Source organism: Micromonospora sp. NPDC000089, assembly GCF_042899365.1.
Classification (GTDB): Bacteria; Actinomycetota; Actinomycetes; order Mycobacteriales; family Micromonosporaceae; genus Micromonospora.
Window position 1 is genome coordinate 276,293 of the sequence record NZ_JBIAZT010000004.1, and the last position, 18,956, is coordinate 295,248.

General features: G+C 72.3%; 16 protein-coding genes. 12 read left to right on the forward strand and 4 right to left on the reverse strand.

Annotated features, from left to right (window positions below; translation table 11 throughout):
* Window position 1: 1 nt before the first annotated feature.
* The 8 genes from ACFY3U_RS10880 to ACFY3U_RS10915 all read left to right on the forward strand — a co-directional run bounded on the left by ACFY3U_RS10880 (window position 2) and on the right by ACFY3U_RS10915 (window position 9,151).
* Window positions 2-1,939 (forward strand): fumarate reductase/succinate dehydrogenase flavoprotein subunit, encoded by a 1,938-nt coding sequence (locus tag ACFY3U_RS10880; protein ID WP_387198440.1) that lies wholly within the window; start codon window positions 2-4, stop codon window positions 1,937-1,939.
* Complete coding sequence (locus ACFY3U_RS10885; protein WP_387198443.1) at window positions 1,936-2,697, forward strand: succinate dehydrogenase/fumarate reductase iron-sulfur subunit; 762 nt, start codon at window positions 1,936-1,938, stop codon at window positions 2,695-2,697. The genes ACFY3U_RS10880 and ACFY3U_RS10885 overlap by 4 nt, the downstream gene beginning before the upstream one ends.
* A gap of 166 nt (window positions 2,698-2,863) precedes the next feature.
* Window positions 2,864-4,048 carry a zinc-dependent alcohol dehydrogenase gene (locus ACFY3U_RS10890; RefSeq protein WP_387198446.1) on the forward strand — a complete coding sequence of 395 codons (1,185 nt, stop codon included), beginning with the start codon at window positions 2,864-2,866 and terminating at the stop codon, window positions 4,046-4,048.
* Complete coding sequence (locus ACFY3U_RS10895; protein WP_387198449.1) at window positions 4,045-4,989, forward strand: SDR family NAD(P)-dependent oxidoreductase; 945 nt, start codon at window positions 4,045-4,047, stop codon at window positions 4,987-4,989. Before ACFY3U_RS10890 ends, ACFY3U_RS10895 begins: the two co-directional genes overlap by 4 nt.
* Before the next feature lie 162 nt (window positions 4,990-5,151).
* Complete coding sequence (locus ACFY3U_RS10900; RefSeq protein WP_387198452.1) at window positions 5,152-6,291, forward strand: MBL fold metallo-hydrolase; 1,140 nt, start codon at window positions 5,152-5,154, stop codon at window positions 6,289-6,291.
* A 196-nt stretch (window positions 6,292-6,487) separates the two neighbouring features.
* Window positions 6,488-7,141, forward strand: coding sequence for a sugar transferase (locus ACFY3U_RS10905; RefSeq protein ID WP_387198455.1), 654 nt, complete (start codon window positions 6,488-6,490; stop codon window positions 7,139-7,141).
* Between the two features lie 94 nt (window positions 7,142-7,235).
* Window positions 7,236-8,294, forward strand: coding sequence for a 3-oxoacyl-ACP synthase III family protein (locus tag ACFY3U_RS10910; RefSeq protein WP_387198458.1), 1,059 nt, complete (start codon window positions 7,236-7,238; stop codon window positions 8,292-8,294).
* A complete protein-coding gene (locus ACFY3U_RS10915) occupies window positions 8,291-9,151 on the forward strand; it encodes a 3-hydroxybutyryl-CoA dehydrogenase (RefSeq protein ID WP_387198461.1) in 861 nt (286 codons plus the stop codon). Before ACFY3U_RS10910 ends, ACFY3U_RS10915 begins: the two co-directional genes overlap by 4 nt.
* A gap of 13 nt (window positions 9,152-9,164) precedes the next feature.
* On the opposite strand, the gene ACFY3U_RS10920 is transcribed toward ACFY3U_RS10915, so the two are convergent.
* Both ACFY3U_RS10920 and ACFY3U_RS10925 read right to left on the reverse strand, forming a co-directional pair.
* Window positions 9,165-9,809, reverse strand: a complete 645-nt coding sequence (locus ACFY3U_RS10920) for an acetyltransferase (RefSeq protein WP_387198854.1) — start codon at window positions 9,807-9,809, stop codon at window positions 9,165-9,167.
* A 98-nt stretch (window positions 9,810-9,907) separates the two neighbouring features.
* Window positions 9,908-11,419: a deoxyguanosinetriphosphate triphosphohydrolase family protein gene (locus ACFY3U_RS10925; RefSeq protein ID WP_387198464.1), complete on the reverse strand. Its 1,512-nt coding sequence runs from the start codon at window positions 11,417-11,419 to the stop codon at window positions 9,908-9,910.
* A 128-nt stretch (window positions 11,420-11,547) separates the two neighbouring features.
* On the opposite strand from ACFY3U_RS10925, the gene ACFY3U_RS10930 reads away from it, so the two are divergent.
* Together ACFY3U_RS10930 and ACFY3U_RS10935 are read left to right on the forward strand one after the other, a co-directional pair.
* On the forward strand, window positions 11,548-13,947 hold the full coding sequence (locus tag ACFY3U_RS10930; protein ID WP_387198466.1) for a Tex family protein: 2,400 nt from the start codon (window positions 11,548-11,550) through the stop codon (window positions 13,945-13,947).
* Between the two features lie 141 nt (window positions 13,948-14,088).
* Window positions 14,089-14,523, forward strand: a complete 435-nt coding sequence (locus ACFY3U_RS10935; protein WP_387198470.1) for a hypothetical protein — start codon at window positions 14,089-14,091, stop codon at window positions 14,521-14,523.
* Between the two features lies 1 nt (window position 14,524).
* Here ACFY3U_RS10935 and ACFY3U_RS10940 read toward each other — a convergent pair whose 3' ends face one another.
* A complete protein-coding gene (locus ACFY3U_RS10940) occupies window positions 14,525-15,514 on the reverse strand; it encodes a DUF389 domain-containing protein (protein WP_387198473.1) in 990 nt (329 codons plus the stop codon).
* 213 nt (window positions 15,515-15,727) lie between these two features.
* Here ACFY3U_RS10940 and ACFY3U_RS10945 point away from each other — a divergent pair, with 213 nt between their 5' ends.
* The gene (locus ACFY3U_RS10945) at window positions 15,728-16,876 is read left to right on the forward strand and encodes a DegT/DnrJ/EryC1/StrS family aminotransferase (protein WP_387198475.1); all 1,149 of its coding nucleotides are present in this window, start codon (window positions 15,728-15,730) and stop codon (window positions 16,874-16,876) included.
* Window positions 16,877-16,922: 46 nt separating this feature from the next.
* Window positions 16,923-17,585, forward strand: coding sequence for a NeuD/PglB/VioB family sugar acetyltransferase (locus tag ACFY3U_RS10950; RefSeq protein ID WP_387198478.1), 663 nt, complete (start codon window positions 16,923-16,925; stop codon window positions 17,583-17,585).
* Between the two features lie 24 nt (window positions 17,586-17,609).
* Here ACFY3U_RS10950 and wecB read toward each other — a convergent pair whose 3' ends face one another.
* On the reverse strand, window positions 17,610-18,806 hold the full coding sequence (gene wecB, locus ACFY3U_RS10955; RefSeq protein ID WP_387198482.1) for a non-hydrolyzing UDP-N-acetylglucosamine 2-epimerase: 1,197 nt from the start codon (window positions 18,804-18,806) through the stop codon (window positions 17,610-17,612).
* Window positions 18,807-18,956: the final 150 nt, after the last annotated feature.

Sequence of the window (18,956 nt, forward strand, 5' to 3'; positions counted from 1 at the left end):
CATGGATCTGTTCACCGAGGGCGACCCGATCGCCGACACGAAGGCACCCGAGGGCCCCGTCGAGAAGCGCTGGGAGACCCGCCGCTTCGAGGCCAAGCTGGTCAACCCGGCCAACCGCCGGAAGCTGACCGTGATCGTGGTGGGCACCGGCCTGGCCGGCGGCTCGGCCGCGGCGACCCTGGCCGAGCAGGGCTACCACGTCAAGTCGTACTGCTACCAGGACAGCCCGCGCCGGGCGCACTCGATCGCCGCGCAGGGCGGGATCAACGCCGCCAAGAACTACCGCAACGACGGCGACTCGGTGCACCGGCTCTTCTACGACACGGTCAAGGGCGGCGACTTCCGCTCCCGCGAGTCGAACGTGCACCGGCTGGCCGAGGTGTCGGTCAACATCATCGACCAGTGCGTCGCCCAGGGCGTCCCGTTCGCCCGCGAGTACGGCGGCCTGCTGGACACCCGCTCCTTCGGCGGCGCGCAGGTGCAGCGCACCTTCTACGCCCGGGGCCAGACGGGCCAGCAGCTGCTGCTCGGCGCGTACCAGGCGCTGGAGCGGCAGATCGGTCTCGGCAACGTGGAGATGAACGCCCGGCACGAGATGCTGGAGCTGGTCGTCGTCGACGGCAAGGCCCGCGGCATCGTGGTGCGCGACCTGGTCACCGGGGAGATCAGCACCGAGATGGCGGACGCGGTCGTGCTCGCCTCCGGCGGGTACGGCAACGTCTTCTACCTCTCCACCAACGCCAAGGGCTGCAACGTCACGGCCACCTGGCGGGCGCACCGCAAGGGCGCGTACTTCGCCAACCCCTGCTACACGCAGATCCACCCGACCTGCATCCCGGTCTCCGGCGACCACCAGTCGAAGCTGACCCTGATGAGCGAGTCGCTGCGCAACGACGGCCGGGTCTGGGTGCCGAAGGCCAAGGACGACGACCGCAGCCCGAAGGACATCGGAGAGGACGAGCGGGACTACTACCTCGAGCGGATCTACCCGTCCTTCGGCAACCTGGTCCCCCGGGACATCGCCTCCCGCGCCGCGAAGAACGTGTGCGACGAGGGCCGGGGCGTCGGGCCGACCAAGCTCGGCGTCTACCTCGACTTCGCCGACGCGATCGGCCGGCTGGGCCGCCCGGCGATCGAGGCCAAGTACGGCAACCTGTTCGAGATGTACGAGCGGATCACCGGCGAGGACCCGTACGAGGTCCCGATGCGGATCTACCCCGCCGTGCACTACACGATGGGCGGCCTCTGGGTCGACTACGACCTGCAGTCCACCATCCCCGGGCTGTTCGTGATCGGTGAGGCGAACTTCTCCGACCACGGCGCCAACCGGCTCGGCGCCTCGGCTCTGATGCAGGGCCTGGCCGACGGCTACTTCGTGCTGCCGACCACGCTGGCCAACTACCTGGCCGCCGCGCCGAAGGAGCCGGTCGACGCCAGCCACCCGGAGGCGGTCGCCGCCCGCCGGGACGTGGAGGACCGGATCGCCCGGCTGCTCGCCGTGGACGGCGACCGGACCGTCGACTCGTTCCACCGCGAGCTGGGCCAGATCATGTGGGAGCACTGCGGCATGGAGCGCTCCGAGGCCGGGCTGCGCAAGGCGATCGACGAGATCCGGGCGCTGCGCGAGCAGTTCTGGCAGCGGGTCAAGGTGCCGGGCGACGGCGAGGGGCTCAACCAGTCGCTGGAGAAGGCCGGCCGGGTGGCCGACTTCTTCGAGCTGGCCGAGCTGATGTGCATCGACGCCCTGCACCGCGAGGAGTCCTGCGGCGGCCACTTCCGCGCCGAGCACCAGACCCCGGACGGCGAGGCGCAGCGCGACGACGACCACTTCGCGTACGTCGCGGCCTGGGAGTACACCGGCACCGACGAGCCGGCCGTGCTGCACAAGGAAGACCTGAAGTTCGAATACGTCCACCCCACGCAGCGGAGCTACAAGTGAACCTGACCCTGCGCATCTGGCGCCAGTCCGGCCCCGAGGACAAGGGTCGGATGGTGACCTACCCGGTCGACGACGTCTCCCCGGACATGTCGTTCCTGGAGATGCTCGACGTGCTCAACGAGCGGCTGATCCTGCAAGGCGACGAGCCGGTCGCCTTCGACCACGACTGCCGCGAGGGCATCTGCGGCATGTGCGGCCTCATGATCAACGGCGACGCGCACGGGCCGCAGCGCGGCACCACCGCCTGCCAGCTGCACATGCGGCAGTTCCGCGACGGCGAGACGATCGACATCGAGCCGTGGCGCGCGCGGGCCTTCCCGGTGATCAAGGACCTGGTGGTCAACCGGAACGCCTTCGACAAGATCATCGCTGCCGGTGGCTACGTCACCGCGCCGACCGGCAGCGCCCCGGAGGCGCACTCCACCCCGGTGGCCAAGGCCAACGCGGACGCCGCGTTCGAGTCGGCCGCCTGCATCGGCTGCGGCGCCTGCGTGGCGGCCTGCCCGAACGGCTCCGGCATGCTGTTCACCGCCGCCAAGGTCACCCAGCTCTCGCTGCTGCCGCAGGGCCAGCCGGAGCGGTACACCCGGGTGATCGGCATGGTGGACGCGCACGACGAGGCCGGCTTCGGTGGCTGCACCAACGCCGGCGAGTGCACCGTGGTCTGCCCGAAGGGCATCCCGCTGAACACCATCGGCCGGCTCAACCGGGACTACCTGGCGGCCACCACCAAGCGCGGCGACACGCCCGGCTCCTGACCGCTCGATCGTTCCACCCGGCGACCGCCGTACCCCCCACGGGGTGCGGCGGTCGTTGGGTTCCGGGCGCCGCGGGTGCGCCGCGGGTCTCATTGGTCGGGCGGCCGGTTCAAGCGTTCCCACCCGGGTAGCAGTCCCATGGACGGCACCGAGAGGGGAAGACGGCATGAAGGCACTGACCTGGCAGGGCAAGCGGGACGTGCGGGTCGAGGACGTCCCGGATCCGAGGATCGAGGAGCCGACCGACGCGATCGTGCGGATCACCTCCACCGCCATCTGCGGCTCCGACCTGCACCTGTACGAGGTGCTCGGGCCGTACCTGAAGCCCGGTGACATCCTCGGGCACGAGCCGATGGGCATCGTCGAGGAGGTCGGCTCCGGGGTGACCCGGCTGAGGAAGGGCGACCGGGTGGTCGTCCCGTTCAACATCTCCTGTGGGCACTGCTGGATGTGCGAGCGGCAGCTCTACGCCCAGTGCGAGACCACCCAGGTGACCGCCGAGGGCAAGGGCGCCTCGCTGTTCGGCTACACCTCGCTCTACGGCTCGGTCCCCGGCGGCCAGGCCGAGTACCTGCGGGTCCCGCAGGCGCAGTTCGGCCCGGTGAAGATCCCGGAGACCGGCGCCGACGAGCGCTACCTCTACCTGTCCGACATCCTGCCCACCGCCTGGCAGGCGGTGAAGTACGCGGACACCCCCCGCGGCGGCACCCTGGCCGTGTTCGGGCTCGGCCCGGTGGGCCAGCTCTCCGCCCGGATCGGCCGGCACCTCGGCGCCGGCCGGGTGATCGGCCTGGACCTGGTGCCGGAGCGGCTGGAGATGGCCCGCCGGCACGGCATCGAGACGCTCGACGTCAGCCAGCTCGACGACGTCCCGGGCGCGCTGATCGACCTGGTCGACGGGCGCGGCCCGGACGCGGTGATCGACGCGGTCGGCATGGAGGCGCACGGCTCCACCTCCGGCAAGCTCGCCCAGACCGCCGCCGGGCTGCTGCCGGACAAGCTGGCCCAGACGATGACCGACAAGGTCGGCGTGGACCGGCTGGTCGTGCTGAAGGCCGCGCTCAAGGCCGTCCGCCGCGGCGGCACCGTCTCCATCTCCGGCGTGTACGGCGGCGAGGTCGACCCGATGCCGCTGATGGAGATGTTCGACCGGGGCATCCAGCTGCGGATGGGCCAGTGCCACGTGCGGCGCTGGACCGACGAGATCATGCCGCTGCTCTCCGGCGACGACGACCCGCTGGGCGTGGAGGACCTGCGTACCCACCGGGTGCCGCTGGTCGACGCGCCGCAGGCGTACAAGATGTTCCAGGAGAAGTCCGACGGGTGCGTGAAGGTCGTGCTCGCACCGTGAGCCGGGTGGTGGTGATCACCGGGGCGACCAGCGGCATCGGCCGCGCGGCCGCCCGGGAGTTCGCCGGGCGCGGGGACCGTCTGGTCCTCGCCGCCCGCGCCCCCGAGACCCTGGCCCAGGTACGCCGGGAGTGCGCCGACGCGGGCGGCGAGGCGTACGAGGTGCCCACCGACGTGACCGAGCCGGGCGCGCTCGACGCGCTGGCCGACGCGGCGACCGAGCGGTACGGCCGGATCGACGTCTGGGTGCACACCGCGGCGGTGATGGCGTACGGCCGGTTCGAGGAGGTGCCCGAGGAGGTCTTCGAGCAGGTGGTGCGCACCGACCTGCTGGGCGCCTCCCGGGCCGCCCGGGTGGCGTTGCGCCACTTCCGGGACGCCGGCGCGGGGGTGCTGGTGCTCACCGGCTCGGTGCTCGGGCACATCACCGCGCCGTACATGACCGGCTACGTGACCAGCAAGTGGGGGTTGCAGGGGCTGGCCCGGGCGCTGCAGCAGGAGTCCCGCGAGCTGCCCGGGGTGCACGTCTGCCTGGTCACGCCGGGCAGTGTGGACACCCCGGTCTACCAGCAGGCGGCCAACTACGTGGGCCGGGTGGGCCGGCCGCCGCTGCCGATCACCACCCCGGAGCGGGTGGCCCGGGCCATCGTGGACATCGCCGACCGGCCGCGCCGCGAGGTGTCGGTGGGTCGGGTCAACGTGCTCATGCGGTTCGGCTTCACCGCGCTGCCGGCGGTCTTCGACGCGCTGGTGGTGCCGCTGATGAAGCTCGGCGGCCTGACGAACCGCCGGGTGGCGCCGCACGAGGGTGCGGTGTTCGCGCCGAACCCGGCCGGCGAGGCGGTACGCGGCGGCTGGCTGCCCGACCTGCCGAAGCTGGCCCGGTCGGTGGGCGGCTCGGCGGCCTCGGCCGGCGGGGCCCTGCTGCGCCGGATCCGCTGACCTCGACCGGCCCCCGCCCCGGCGTCCCGGGGTCGGGGGCCGGCCCCCTCCTGTCCGGGCAGGTGCGCGCCCGGCCGGGAGGTTGGCCGGGGTAAGCCTGGGCGGCCGGTGCCCGGCGTGGCTACCGTGTACTGCGCGGGACACGGCGGAGGGGCGGAAGCGATGCGGGAACCAGCGGGGCGGGACGTCGAGCGGGCGGGCGGCGGCCGGCTGTGGCGGATGGCGGGGCTGGCCGCGGCGGCCGGCCTGGCCTGGGCGGCCCGGGACGTTCCGGCCCAGCTCGGCGGCCGGCTGACCGGGGCGAGGGCGCAGCGGGCGGCCCGCTCGCCGCAGTTCCGCGACGGCACCTTCCACAACCGCGCGGCCACCCGCACCACGGTCGGCGGCGAGCCCGGCCGCAACCTGGTCCGGGAGCTGATCTTCGGCAAGCAGCGCCGGCACCCGACCGCGCCGGTGCCGCTGGTGCGTCCCGCCGCGGCGCCCGCCGCCGAGCGGGAGCTCAACGTCGTCTGGTACGGCCACGCCTCGGCGCTGATCGAGATCGAGGGGCGCCGGGTGCTGGTCGACCCGGTGTGGAGCGACCGCTGCTCCCCCTCGGCCGCGGTCGGCCCGAAGCGGCTGCACGAACCCCCGGTACGCCTCGGCGACCTGCCGCCGGTCGACGCGATCCTGATCTCGCACGACCACTACGACCACCTCGACCTGGCCACCGTGCGGGCGCTCACCGAGCTGCAGTCGGCGCCGTTCCTGATGCCGCTCGGCGTGGGCGCCCACCTGGACCGCTGGGGCGTGCCGGCGAGCCGGATCGTCGAACTGGACTGGTCGGAGAGCCACCGGGTCGGCGGGCTGGAGATCACCGCCACCGCGGCCCAGCACTTCTCCGGTCGGGGCCTGCGCCGCGACGGCACGCTGTGGAGCTCCTGGGTGGTCGCCGGGGCGCACCGGAAGGTGTTCTACACCGGCGACTCCGGTTACTTCGACGGGTACGCCGAGATCGGCGCCGAGCACGGCCCGTTCGACGTGACGCTGATGCAGATCGGCGCGTACGACCGGGCCTGGCCGACCATCCACATGTTCCCCGAGGAGGCGGTCGCCGCCCACCTCGACCTGCGCGGCGGGCTGCTGCTGCCGGTGCACTGGGCGACGTTCAACCTGGCCCTGCACGACTGGTCGGAGCCGGTGGACCGGCTCTGGGCCGAGGCCAAGGCCCGGGGGGTGCGGATCGCGGTGCCCCGGCCGGGCGAGCGGGTGGTGGTGGACGATCCGCCGACGGTGGACGGCTGGTGGCAGGCGATCGCCTGACGTACACCGAGTCCGTTTTTCGCGGTTTCCCGGCGATGCGCGGCTTGTGAGGCCTAATATCCCTCCGGACGTACTCGGAGGAAACCATGGTTTCGCACCCTTTGGTGGAAGGTGAGGGTTTCGCCCCTTCGCCCGAGCCCGCCCGTACCCTCTCGGCCGCCTCCCCGACGCGGGCCGGCCGCCCGGCGGTGGTCGGGTGAGCGCGGCCGGGAAGCGGCTGGTGGACCTGGTCCTCGCCGCCATGGCGCTGCTGGTCGCCGGGCCGGTGATGGCGGTGGTGGCGCTGCTGGTGCTGGCCACCATGGGCCGCCCGGTGCTGTTCCGGCAGACCCGGCTGGGCCGGCACGGCCGGCCGTTCACCATCCTCAAGTTCCGGTCGATGGCGACCGGCGGCGACGGCTCCGACAGCGACGCCGCCCGGCTCACCCCGCTCGGTCGGCGGCTGCGCGACACCAGCCTCGACGAGCTGCCCAGCCTCTGGAACGTACTGCGCGGCGACATGAGCCTGGTCGGCCCCCGGCCGCTGCCCACCCAGTACCGGTTCCGGTACACACCGGAGCAGTTCCGCCGGCATCTGGTGCGCCCCGGCCTCACCGGGCTCGCCCAGGTCAACGGGCGCAACGGCCTGGGCTGGGACGAGAAGTTCGAGTACGACGTCTGGTACGTCGACCACCGCACCCTCCCGCTCGACCTGCGGATCATGGTCCGGACGGCGGTGACGGTGCTGCGCCGGGAGGGGATCACCGCGCCGGGCGCCGCCACCGCGCACGAGTTCCACGGCTCCGCCCGGCCGGCCCCCTCCTACGCCTCGTCCTGGACGGCTGCCGCCGCAGGCGAGCAGCCGAGATGACCACCCGCACCCGGCTCCGGCACGACAAGACCGTCACCCCGCGGAGCGCTCCGCTCCCGCACCGGACCTCGTTCTCACCGTTGTGGAGAAGGCGATGAAGATGGCAGAGCGGACCAGCCGGAAGGAGGATGTCGATATCGGCGTCCTCGGGACCGGCTCGTACCTACCGAAGCGAGTGGTCGACAACGATGAGATGGCATCGCTGGTCGGGGTGACCGCCGAGTGGATCGAACGTAAGACACACATCCGATGCCGACGCTTCGCCGCACCCGACGAGGCGGCGTCGGACCTCGCCGTCGTGGCGGCCCGGCGCGCCCTGGAGCAGGCCGGCCTGCCGGCCGAACGGATCGACTTCGTCATCGTCGCCACCTCCACCGGGGACTCACCCCAACCGCCGACCGCACACCTCGTCCAGCACCTGGTCGGGGCTTCGGGCGCCGCCTGCCTCGACCTGAACGTGGTGTGCAGCGGCTTCGTGTACGGGTTGGCCGTGGCGCGTGGCCTGATGTCGACCCGACCGGGCTCCCACGCCCTGGTCATCGGAGCCGACGTCTACTCCCGGATACTGGACTTCTCCGACCGCAGGACCGCGGTGCTCTTCGGCGACGGAGCGGGGGCCGCCGTCCTCGGTCCGGTGCCGGCCGGGTTCGGCATCCTGGACGTGGAGCTGCTCAGCAGTGGGGCGGAGCGAGGGCTGATCCACGTCGAGGCGGGCGGCTCCCGGCGTCCGGCCTCGCGAGAGACCGTCGAGGCGGGCGAGCACTTCTTTCGTATGCGCGGCCGTGAGGTCCGCGAGTTCGTCGCCCAGCGCGTGCCGGGAGCCCTCTCCGATCTCCTCGGCCGCTGCGGACTGACCTCCGGCGAGATCAACCACTTCGTCCCCCATCAGGCCAACGGCGTGATGGTGGACGACCTCGTCAAGGCCACGGACCTCACCGGGGCGCGCACGCACCGCACCGTGGAACGCTTCGGCAACACCGGCAGCGCGTCCGTCGGCGTGACTCTCGACGCGGCCAACCGGGAGGGCGCCCTGCTGACCGGCGACACCGTGCTGCTCGCCGCCTTCGGGGGCGGAATGGCGATCGGCGCATGCATTGTCCGCTGGTTCGCCCCGGCCGGCCAGCCACGCGGGACACGGGAGGCAATCCGATGAGGGACATCCGCCGGATCGGCATCATCGGATGCGGCACGATGGGCGCCGGCATCGCGACCGCGTGCGCGTCCGCCGACCTTCAGGTCAGGGTGGTCACCTCCAACCCGATGTCGGTCCCCGTCGCGGAACGCCGGCTCCGTTCGCTGCTGGACCGCCAGGTACGCAAGGGCACGCTCGGCGCGGAGGAACGCGACCGTAGGCTGGCCCGGATCGTGGTGTCCGCGGAACTGGAATCGCTGGCGGACCGCCAACTCGTGATCGAGGCGGTCACCGAACAGGAATCGACCAAGGTGGAGTTGTTCGCGGCGCTCAGCAAGGTCGTGCGGGACGACAGCGCCGTCCTGGCCTCCAACACCTCCTCGATACCGATCACCCGCCTGGCTCGGGCGACCGATCGTCCGGAGAAGGTGATCGGCATCCACTTCTTCAACCCGGTCCCGGTGATGCCGCTGGTCGAACTGGTCACCTCGCTGTTCACCGCGAGCGAGACGATCCGCCGGGCCGAGGAGTTCGCTGTCGGCGCCCTGGGCAAGAAGACGATCAGCGTGACCGACCGGGCCGGGTTCGTGGTCAACGCGCTGCTCATCCCGTACCTGCTCAGTGCCGTACGGATGGTGGAGGCCGGTTACGCGACCGCCGAGACCGTCGACCGTGCCATGACGTTGGGCTGCGCGCACCCGATGGGGCCGCTGGCGCTGGTGGACCTGATCGGGCTGGACACCGTCGCCGCCATCGCGACCGCGCTGCACGAGGAGTTCGGGGAGCCGTCCTACGCCCCGCCACCCCTGCTGCGGCGCATGGTCGAGGCGGGCCGACTGGGGCGCAAGAGCGGCGGAGGTTTCCACCCCGCGGGGTGACCGGGACGGACGGTCAGCGCGCCGGAACGCCCTTGACCACCACGCCGTCGGGCACGTCCCGTACCACGCACGCCCCGGCACCCACCGTGGAGTTCCGACCTACCGTCAGGCCCTGCAGTACCGCGGCGGTGGTTCCGATCATGACGGCCGAGCCGATCTGACAGCTCCCGGAGACCGCCGCCAGCGGGTTGACGGTGACGAAGTCGCCGAGGACGCAGTCGTGCCCGACGGTCGCGTTCAGGTTGAGATGGACGTGCCTTCCCAGCCGCACGTTCGTCGTGACCCGGGCGCCGCCCGCGGCGACGAGCCCCTCCTGGAAGACGCAGTCGGGACCGATCTCGGCGGCCGGGTGCACCAGCGTCGCGGCGGCCAGCCGGTGAGCCTGGACCCGCGCGTCGATGTCTCGCCGGGCGGCCGGCGCGCCGACCCCGATGACGACCCGCGTCCCGCTCGGTTGATCCGCCAGCCGGTGGACCGTTCCGAGGAAGGGAACGCCGAGTTGCTGGACGCGTTTCAGGTCGATCTCGCTCGGTCGGTCGTCGACGAAGCCCAGCACCCGCCACGGTGGCTCGTCGGCCGACTCGTTGATGGCGCGGACGATGCCGTACACCTCGCGTCCGAAACCACCGACGCCCACGATCACCAGCTCTGCAGCCATCACGTTCCCCTCCTCGGCAGCCCGATCGCTGACAATCTAGCCATCACCGGCCGGGATGCCGCGGTGACACTACGCAGTCGTACCCGCGAATCCGGGGCTCAGAGCACGAAGGCGTCCGTCCAGAGCGCGCCGGAGCGGCCGGAGAGCACGTCCAGCATGGCCACCGCCTGGCCGTCGGTGAGCTGCGCGACGAAGTCGATGATGGCCCGGCCGCGGGCCTTGCCGACCCGGTCCGGGGTACGCGGGTGCAGCTCCGCCTCGGCCAGCTCCACCAGGTCGTGCAGCCGCCTGGGCAGCCGCGACTCCTCCTCCGGATCGAGCAGCCACTCCCACAGGGCCTCCACCAGGGTGCCCAGCAGCCGGGCCTGGCCGCGCTGGTGCAGGGCCAGGTCCGGCCGGGCCAGCACGAAGCGGTGGTGGACGAACTTGAGCACCTGCACCTCGTGCCACTGGGCCCGGCCGAGCAGCACGTGCCCGGAGCGGACGTCCGGCTCCTCGACCACCCTGATCGCGTCGACGAACCGGGTGGTCCACCGGGCGGAGAACCGGGCCACGTACTGCTCCGCCTCGATCGAGCCGTCGAACGGCAGCGCCAGCAACCCCTCCACCAGCTCCTGCCGGACGTGCTCGACGGCCGCGGCGAACGCCTCGTCGTCGGCGATCCAGCCGTCCTTGCGGTGCAGTTGCCGGCGCAGCCGCTCGATCGCGGCGCCCGGCCGGCGCGGCTCCCCGGCCTGCGCGGCGTCGGTGACGGACCGCAGGTGCCCGCCGTCGCGCTGCCAGGCCGTCAGCTCCGCCGCCACCGCCCCCTGCTGGAGCACCCCCACCCGGTAGAAGTCCTCCACGTCGTGGATCGCGTACGCGATGTCGTCGGCGGTGTCCATCACGGACGCCTCGGGGGTCTGCTGCCAGTCGGGGATCCGGCCGGCGAACGGCTCCCGCGCCTGCCGCAGGTCGTCCAGCTCCGTCCGGTACGCCCCGAACTTCAGCGAACCGCTCTCCGGCTCGTCCGGCGGCGCCCCCGCGCCGCGCGGCGCCGGGGTGAGGAAGCGGGGATGCGGGTCGGGATGGTCCAGCCGGGTCCACGGGTACTTCAGCATCGCGGCCCGGACCGCGGCGGTCAGGTCCAGCCCGGTGGTGGCCGCGCCGCGGATCTCGGTGCTGGTGACGATCCGGTACGACTGGGCGTTGCCCTCGAAGCCGTCGGCCAGCCCGAGCCGTTGCCGGGCGAGCCGGTCCAGCACCCGCTCCCCCAGGTGCCCGAACGGCGGATGGCCGAGGTCGTGGGCGAGCGCCGCGGCCTCCACCACGTCCGGGTCGCAGCCGCCGAGCCGGTCCAGCAGCGCGCGGCTGCCCGGGTCGGCGGTGAGCCGCTCGGCGATCGCCCGGGCCACCTGGGCGACCTTGAGGCTGTGGGTCAACCGGTTGTGCACCAGCAGGCCCGAGCCGACCGGGCTGATCACCTGGGTCACCCCGTTCAGCCGGGCGAAGAACGGGGAGGCCACGATCCGGTCCCGGTCGGCCCGGAACGGGCTGGTGGCAAGATCGCCGAGCGTTCGGGCACTGCCGCCGAACAGCCGGCGGGCACGCGGATCAGCGGGTTGTTCCATGATCGCCACGCTAGCGCAGCACACCGGCCGGTAGCGGCGGGTCCGGCCACCGGCCGGGGGTGCCGAACGCTGTCGGAGCCGGGCGGCAGAATGCAGCACGGAACCCGAAGCGAAGGCGGAGCGACATCGTGACCCAGTCAGTCCATCAGCGGATCGCCGACGAGCTCGGCGTCGCCGAGCGCCAGGTGCGGGCGGCCGTGGAGCTGCTCGACGGCGGCGCCACCGTGCCGTTCATCGCCCGCTACCGCAAGGAGGCCACCGGCCTGCTCGACGACGCGCAGCTGCGCAGCCTCGAGGAGCGCCTGCGCTACCTGCGCGAGCTGGACGAGCGGCGGGCCGCGGTGCTGGAGTCGATCCGCGGCCAGGGCAAGCTCGACGACGCCCTGGAAGCGCAGATCATGGCGGCCGACTCGAAGTCCCGGCTGGAGGACATCTACCTGCCGTACAAGCCGAAGCGACGGACCCGGGCGCAGATCGCCCGCGAGGCCGGGCTGGAGCCGCTGGCGGCCACCCTGCTCGCCGACCCCACGCAGGACCCGCGGCAGGTGGCCGCCGGCTTCGCGGACGCCGAGCGGGGGGTGGCGGACGCCACCGCCGCGCTGGAGGGCGCCCGGGCCATCCTCATCGAGCGGTTCGCCGAGGACGCCGACCTGATCGGCACGCTGCGCGAGCAGATGTGGTCGCGGGGCCGGCTGGTCTCCCGGGTACGCGAGGGCCAGGAGACCGCCGGCGCGAAGTTCGCCGACTACTTCGACTTCGCCGAGCCGTACCCGAAGCTGCCCTCGCACCGGATCCTCGCCATGTTCCGCGGCGAGAAGGAGGGCATGCTCGACCTGACCATGGACCCGGAGGCCGACGGCGACGCCCCGGTCGCCGGCCCGACCCGGTACGAGGCGGCGATCGCCGGCCGGTTCGGGGTCACCGACCGGGGGCGGCCCGCCGACCGGTGGCTGGCCGACACGGTGCGCTGGGCCTGGCGTACCCGGATCCTCATCCACCTCGGGGCGGACCTGCGGATGCGACTGTGGCAGGCGGCCGAGGAGGAGGCCGTCCGGGTCTTCGCGATGAACCTGCGCGACCTGCTGCTCGCCGCCCCCGCCGGCACCCGGGCCACCATGGGCCTCGACCCGGGCCTGCGCACCGGCGTCAAGGTGGCCGTGGTCGACGCGACCGGCAAGGTGGTCGCCACCGACACCATCTACCCGCACGAGCCGCGCCGGCAGTGGGACGCCTCGATCGAGACCCTGGCGAAGCTGGCCGGGGCGCACGGCGTCGAGCTGGTCGCGATCGGCAACGGCACCGCCAGCCGGGAGACCGACAAGCTCGCCGGTGAGCTGATCGAGCGGCACCCGCAGCTCGGCCTGACCAAGGTGGTGGTCTCCGAGGCCGGCGCGTCGGTCTACTCCGCCTCCGCGTACGCCTCGCAGGAACTGCCCGGGATGGACGTGTCGCTGCGCGGCGCGGTCTCCATCGCCCGCCGCCTGCAGGACCCGCTCGCCGAGCTGGTCAAGATCGACCCGCGCTCGATCGGCGTCGGGCAGTACCAGCACGACCTGTCCGAGGTGAAGCTCTCCCGCTCGCTCGACGCGGTGGTGGAGGACTGCGTCAACGCGGTCGGCGTGGACGTCAACACCGCGTCCGCTCCCCTGCTCACCCGGGTCTCCGGCATCGGCGCCGGGTTGGCCGAGAACATCGTGCTGCACCGGGACGCCAACGGCCCGTTCCGCTCCCGCTCCGAGCTGAAGAAGGTCGCCCGGCTCGGCCCGAAGGCGTTCGAGCAGGCGGCCGGCTTCCTGCGCATCCCCGGCGGTGACGACCCGCTGGACTCCTCCAGCGTGCACCCCGAGTCCTACCCGGTGGTCCGGCGCATCCTGGCCAGCACCGGGCAGGACCTGCGCGGGCTGATCGGTCGGTCGACGATCCTGCGCGGCCTGCGGGCCACCGACTTCGTCGACGACCGGTTCGGCCTGCCCACCGTCACCGACATCCTCGCCGAGCTGGAGAAGCCGGGCCGCGACCCGCGACCCGAGTTTCGCACGGCCACCTTCGTCGAGGGGGTGGAGAAGATCGGCGACCTGACCCCCGGCATGGTGCTGGAGGGCGTGGTCACCAACGTGGCCGCGTTCGGCGCGTTCGTCGACGTCGGCGTGCACCAGGACGGGCTGGTGCACGTGTCGGCGATGTCGCACACCTTCGTCAAGGATCCGCGGGACGTGGTCAAGTCCGGCGACGTGGTGAAGGTGCGGGTGGTGGACGTGGACGTGCCCCGCAAGCGGATCTCGCTGACCCTCCGGCTGGAGGACGAGCCGCCGGCGGGCAGCCGGCGGGAGCGCGGCGAGCACGGCGGCGGCCGGAGCGACCGCGGTGAGCAGGGCGGCCGGCGCCGTGAGCAGGGCGGCCGGGGTGACCAGCGCGGTGACCGGGGCGGGCGTGGGGGCTCTCCGCAGCGGCAGGGCCGGGGTGGCGGGGCGGCGGCACCGGTCAATGACGCGATGGCCGAGGCGCTGCGCCGGGCCGGCCTTTCCTGATCGCGCGCACCACCGGGACGGGGCCGGTCGGGCCGGCTGAGGATCTCACCATCAGCAGGCTGGTGAGTTGAGGGCTCATGAGAGGTGGTCGGTGGGTAGCGGCGGTGGGCCGGTGGGTGGGGGACGGCGTACCGTCGCGGGATGGGTGTGGACGGCGGCCTGGAGTGGCGGGAGCGGCAGCGACGGGCGGTGCGGGCCCACGCCGAGGCGGACGAGCGCGCCCGGGCGATCGAGCACGAGGCGGCCGACGAACTGGTGGCCTGGTTCGTCGGGGAGGCGGTACGGCTCGGACTGCGCACCACCCGGCTGGTCGCGCGCGGGCTCGACGGTCGCGGCCGGTACCGCACCCGACTCACCGGTTGGTACGTCGACCGGGCACACAGCCGGGCGGTGGACATCCAGGGGCGATTCCACCTGTTGACGGTGCCGCCGAGCCTGCGCGCCCGGTTGCTCGGCGCCGATCCGCAGCCGTCCCGACCACCGCTGGTCGTCGGTCGTGGGGGCCGAGACGGTGAGTCGATGCCGCTGCGGACCCTGCTCACCCGCCGGCTGGCGGCCGGCGACGACTGGAGCTGAGTCAGCGCCTGGCGGCCGAGTGGCTACGGTCGGGGCGCCAGCCACCTGATGGCTTGTCTCCCGTCGGGCGGCGGGACACCCGCCACCACCAGAACTGCTGCACGGCCAGGGTGGCCAGGCCGGCCAGCACGATGGAACAGAGGTTGATCACCAACTGCAGGGCGGAGCCCGCGGCCTCGTGCCAGACCCCGTACGCGGCGGCGACCGAGACGTTCGCGGCGGCCGGCACGGTGGTGACCGAGATCAACACACCGACCAGCGAGCCGGACTTCTTCGAGGTCAGCGAGAGCATGCCGGCGATGCCGGCGAGGAGGCCGACCACCCAGGACAGCGCGTCGGGGCGCCAGATGAAGTCGGTCAGGGGCCGCTCGGCGAGCAGCATGTCCTGGTCGAACAGACCCGCCGCGGTCAGCGCCCAGGTGCTCAGCACCGTCACCACCATGGCGGCCAGAAAGCCGACGGCGAGGGCCTGCAACGAGCGGAGCACCGTACGCCCCTGCCGCCGTAACAGCCCCACGCAGAGCGCGGCGAGCGGCCCGAACTCCGGCCCGACCACCATCGCGCCGACGATCAGGATGGGCTGGTCGAGCAGCACGCCTATCCCGGCGATCATGGTGGCCACCGTGATCAGCACCAGGTAGGTGCCGGACAGCTCGGTCTGCTCTCCGGTCTTCGCCGCGATCTCGTCCCAGACGACGGCGTCGGCGCCGCTGCCCGGGGCCTCCCGGGCGGCGCGGTCGGCCGCATCGGAGAGGGTGAGCTCCACGTCATCCGCGCTGACCGCGCCACGCGCCTCCACGCCGAGTTGCTGCAGGCCGTGCAGCACGTTGTCGGCCCGCTCCCGGACCACGTCACAGAGGATCAGGTCGCCCTGCGGCTGACGGGCAGCACCCGGAAGCACCGCCAGATGCGTCACGCCCGGATCCGCGGCGAGCAGGTCGGCCACGGCGGATGACTGGTCCAACGGGGCGATCACCCTCAGGTGCAGCACCGCGTCTCCCTCCCGGTGGCGGCGACGGCCGTCGCCGGCAGGACTCTACCCAGTAACCCTCGCCGCCCTCGGCGGCCCCCGAGACAGCTCGCGGATGGCCGCATCCTCCGCCCTCGGCGATCGGTTGATCCAACCGAGGCGGCTCCCCCGTCGCGGTGCGGTGTCAGCTGCCGCTCTGCGCCCCTCGGCACGTTGACCTGACGGAGGTGCTCGATGAGTCCGGACATCTACCTTTCGGCACCCGATGTGGGGCCGCTCGAGGAGGGCTACCTGCTCGCCGCGCTGCGCTCCGGCTGGGTGGCACCGGTCGGTCCGGACCTTGGGGCCTTCGAACAGGAGATGGCGCTCCGGGCCGGCACCCGGGGGGCGGTCGCCGTCAGCTCCGGCACGGCCGGCCTGCACCTGGCGCTGCTCGCCGTCGGCGTGGTCCCTGGGGACGCGGTGATCGTGCCGACGCTGACCTTCGTCGCCACCGCAAACGCGGTTCGGTACACCGGCGCCCGGCCGGTCCTCGTGGACTGCGATCCGCACACCGGCAACCTGGACGTGGCCCTCGTCGCGGAGGCGTTGGCCCGGCTCCGGGCCCGCGGGCAACGCGTCGGCGCGGTGCTCCCCGTCGACCTCTTCGGCAGCTGCGCCGACTACACGACGCTGCTGCCGATCTGCGCCGCCGCGGAGGTGCCGGTGGTGGAGGACGCCGCGGAGGCGCTGGGCGCCAGCCACGACGGCCGCCCGGCCGGCTCCTTCGGCCGAGCGGGCGTCTTCTCCTTCAACGGCAACAAGATCATCACCACCTCCGGCGGCGGGATGCTGGTCTCGGACGACGTGGCACTGCTCGCCAGGGTTCGACACCTCGCCACCCAGGCCCGCGAACCGGCGCGGCACTACGAGCATCGGGAGACCGGGTACAACTACCGGCTGAGCAACCTGCTCGCGGCGCTGGGCCGTGCCCAGCTCCGGCGTCTGGACGGGATGATCGCCCGCCGTCGCCAGCACCGCGACCGGTACGCCAAGCTGTTCGCCCCGGTGCCGGGGGTCTCGCTGATCGGCGCCGAGGACCTCGCCGCCAACTGCTGGCTCACCACCGTGACGGTCGATGCCGGCCGGTCCGGCTGGCGGGCCGACGACCTGGCCGACCACCTGGCGGGGCAGGGGATCGAGACCCGTCCGGTGTGGAAGCCGATGCACCTGCAACCGGCGTACACCGATGCGGAGGCACTGGTCACCGGAGCAGCCGAGCGGCTCTTCACGGACGGCCTGGCGCTGCCCAGCGGCAGCGCCATGACCGAGGGGCAGATCGCTCTCGTCGTCGGCGCCATCGAGGAGTTCCTGTCCAGGCGTCCGGGTGGCAGACGATCATGATCGGGGCACCGGCGGTTCTCGACGGCCCCGACCGGGGTCCGGCACGGTGACCGAGGGCAACCGGACCCCGACGGACATCGTGATCGTCGGTGCGGGTGGCATGGGGCGGGAGGTCTTCGGCATGATCCGGGCGATCAACGCTCGGGACACGAGTCCCCCGTGGCGGGTGCTGGGATTCGTCGACGACTACCCGACCGATGTCAACGTGACGCAGGTGGGGCGGCTGGGCATGCCGTTCCTCGGTCCCACCCGCCACCTGGCTCGGGTGGGTCCCGACACGCACGTCGCGCTCGGGGTCGGCGAGCCGTGCCGGCGCCGGGAGACGGACGGCGTGATCCGGCAATACGCGCTACCGGCCGCCACCATCGTGCACCCGAACGCGGAGATCGGGCTGGACTGCGTCTTCGCCGAGGGGTTGATCGCCGCGGGTGGCGCCAGGGTGACCACCAACGTCCAGTTGGGGCGGCACGTGCACCTCAACCAGAACTGCACGATCGGGCATGACAGCGATCTGGGTGACTACGTGTCGGTCAACCCGCTCGCCGCGGTCTCGGGCTACTGCCGGCTGCGGGAGGGGGTGATGGTCGGCACCACGGCAGCCGTTCTCCCCGGGCTGACCGTCGGGCGTGACGCGGTGGTGGGTGCTGGCGCCTGCGTGACCCGCGACGTCGCGGCCAGCGCCGTCGTGAAGGGGGTGCCGGCCCGCTGATCGACAGGCTGGGTCGGCACCGGGTCAGCGTCGGATGCCAGCCCACTCGTGGTGTCGGCGTACCGTGGAGAGAATGAAGTCGACGACTCGGCGCGAGGTGTCGGGCACCTGGTAGTCGGCAGGACAGACCACCGGACCGGCGGCGGCTTGCCCGATGCTCACCCGCACCGCCTCCACCACGCCATCCGGCTCGAGCCCGGTCATGATGATCCCGCCGACGTCGAGCGCCTCGGGGCGCTCGATCGACTCTCGCAGGGTCACCGCGGGGAATCCGAGAATCGTCGCCTCCTCGCTCACCGTGCCGCTGTCGGAGAGCGTGCAGCGGGCCTGCTGCTGCAGGGTCACGTAGTCGAACAGGCCGAACGGCTCATGGAAGGCGATGCCCTCGAGGTTCGCGTCGTCTGTCGCCAACGCCTCGAGTCGCTTGCGGGTGCGCGGATGGGTGGAGACCAGAAGCGGCAGTCCCCATTCGTCCCGTACCGCGCGAAGGCACTGCAGCAACCGGCGCAGGCGGTCCGGGCGGTCGACGTTCTCCTCACGGTGGGCGCTGACGACGAAGTAGCCGCCCGGGCGAAGTTCGAGTTGGCTCAGAACCGTGGAGCGCTCGATGTCGACGCGATAGTGCTCGAGCACCTCCCGCATCGGTGAGCCGGTGTGCAGGATGCGTCGGGGGTGCAGTCCCTCGGCGAGCAGGTTCCGCCTGGCGTGCTCCGAATAGACCAGGTTGAAGTCCGAGACGTGGTCCACCATCCGCCGGTTGGTCTCCTCCGGCACATTGAGGTCGAAGCAGCGGTTGCCGGCCTCCATGTGATAGACGGGCACCCGCATGCGACGGGCCATCAGCGCGGCTATCGCGCTGTTGGTGTCGCCGAGCACCAGCAGCGCGTCCGGAGCCAACTCGGCGATTGCCTGTTCGGTGCTGACCAGCACCGCACCGAGGACCCGGCCGAGGGAACCCGTGTCGACCCGTAGGAACCGGTCGGGACGGCGAAGCCGCAGCTCCTCGAAGAAGACGTCGGAGAGCGCCGGGTCCCAGTTCTGTCCGGTGTGGACGAGGGTGTGCTCGACGGTCCGATCCAGTCGTTCGATCACCCGGGACAACCGGATGATCTCCGGCCGGGTTCCGACGACAGTCATTACGCGGGTCATGCGACGGCCCTCTCGACGACAGCGACCGAAGGTCGGGCACAAAAGTGCCGGCCGGCCCTTCTCGTACGCCAACGAGTGAAATCAAGTCCCGTAACGCTCTTCGGGCGATATTTCAGATTGAAGGGTCTTTAGAGCACGACCATGGTGTTCGCGGCGTTTCGACCCAGACAGCGCTTTTGTCGCCCTATCATGACTCTTTGATCACCGTCCTTACTCCCGCTG

Bases quoted from the DNA above. Each gene is read 5' to 3' on its own strand.
- ACFY3U_RS10900 (WP_387198452.1), top strand. From the start codon at position 5,152: ATGCGGGAACCAGCGGGGCGGGACGTCGAGCGGGCGGGCGGCGGCCGG.
- ACFY3U_RS10890 (WP_387198446.1), top strand. From the start codon at position 2,864: ATGAAGGCACTGACCTGGCAGGGCAAGCGGGACGTGCGGGTCGAGGAC.
- ACFY3U_RS10920 (WP_387198854.1), bottom strand. From the start codon at position 9,809: ATGGCTGCAGAGCTGGTGATCGTGGGCGTCGGTGGTTTCGGACGCGAG.
- ACFY3U_RS10915 (WP_387198461.1), top strand. From the start codon at position 8,291: ATGAGGGACATCCGCCGGATCGGCATCATCGGATGCGGCACGATGGGC.
- ACFY3U_RS10945 (WP_387198475.1), top strand. From the start codon at position 15,728: ATGAGTCCGGACATCTACCTTTCGGCACCCGATGTGGGGCCGCTCGAG.
- ACFY3U_RS10925 (WP_387198464.1), bottom strand. From the start codon at position 11,419: ATGGAACAACCCGCTGATCCGCGTGCCCGCCGGCTGTTCGGCGGCAGT.
- ACFY3U_RS10880 (WP_387198440.1), top strand. From the start codon at position 2: ATGGATCTGTTCACCGAGGGCGACCCGATCGCCGACACGAAGGCACCC.
- ACFY3U_RS10935 (WP_387198470.1), top strand. From the start codon at position 14,089: ATGGGTGTGGACGGCGGCCTGGAGTGGCGGGAGCGGCAGCGACGGGCG.
- ACFY3U_RS10910 (WP_387198458.1), top strand. From the start codon at position 7,236: ATGAAGATGGCAGAGCGGACCAGCCGGAAGGAGGATGTCGATATCGGC.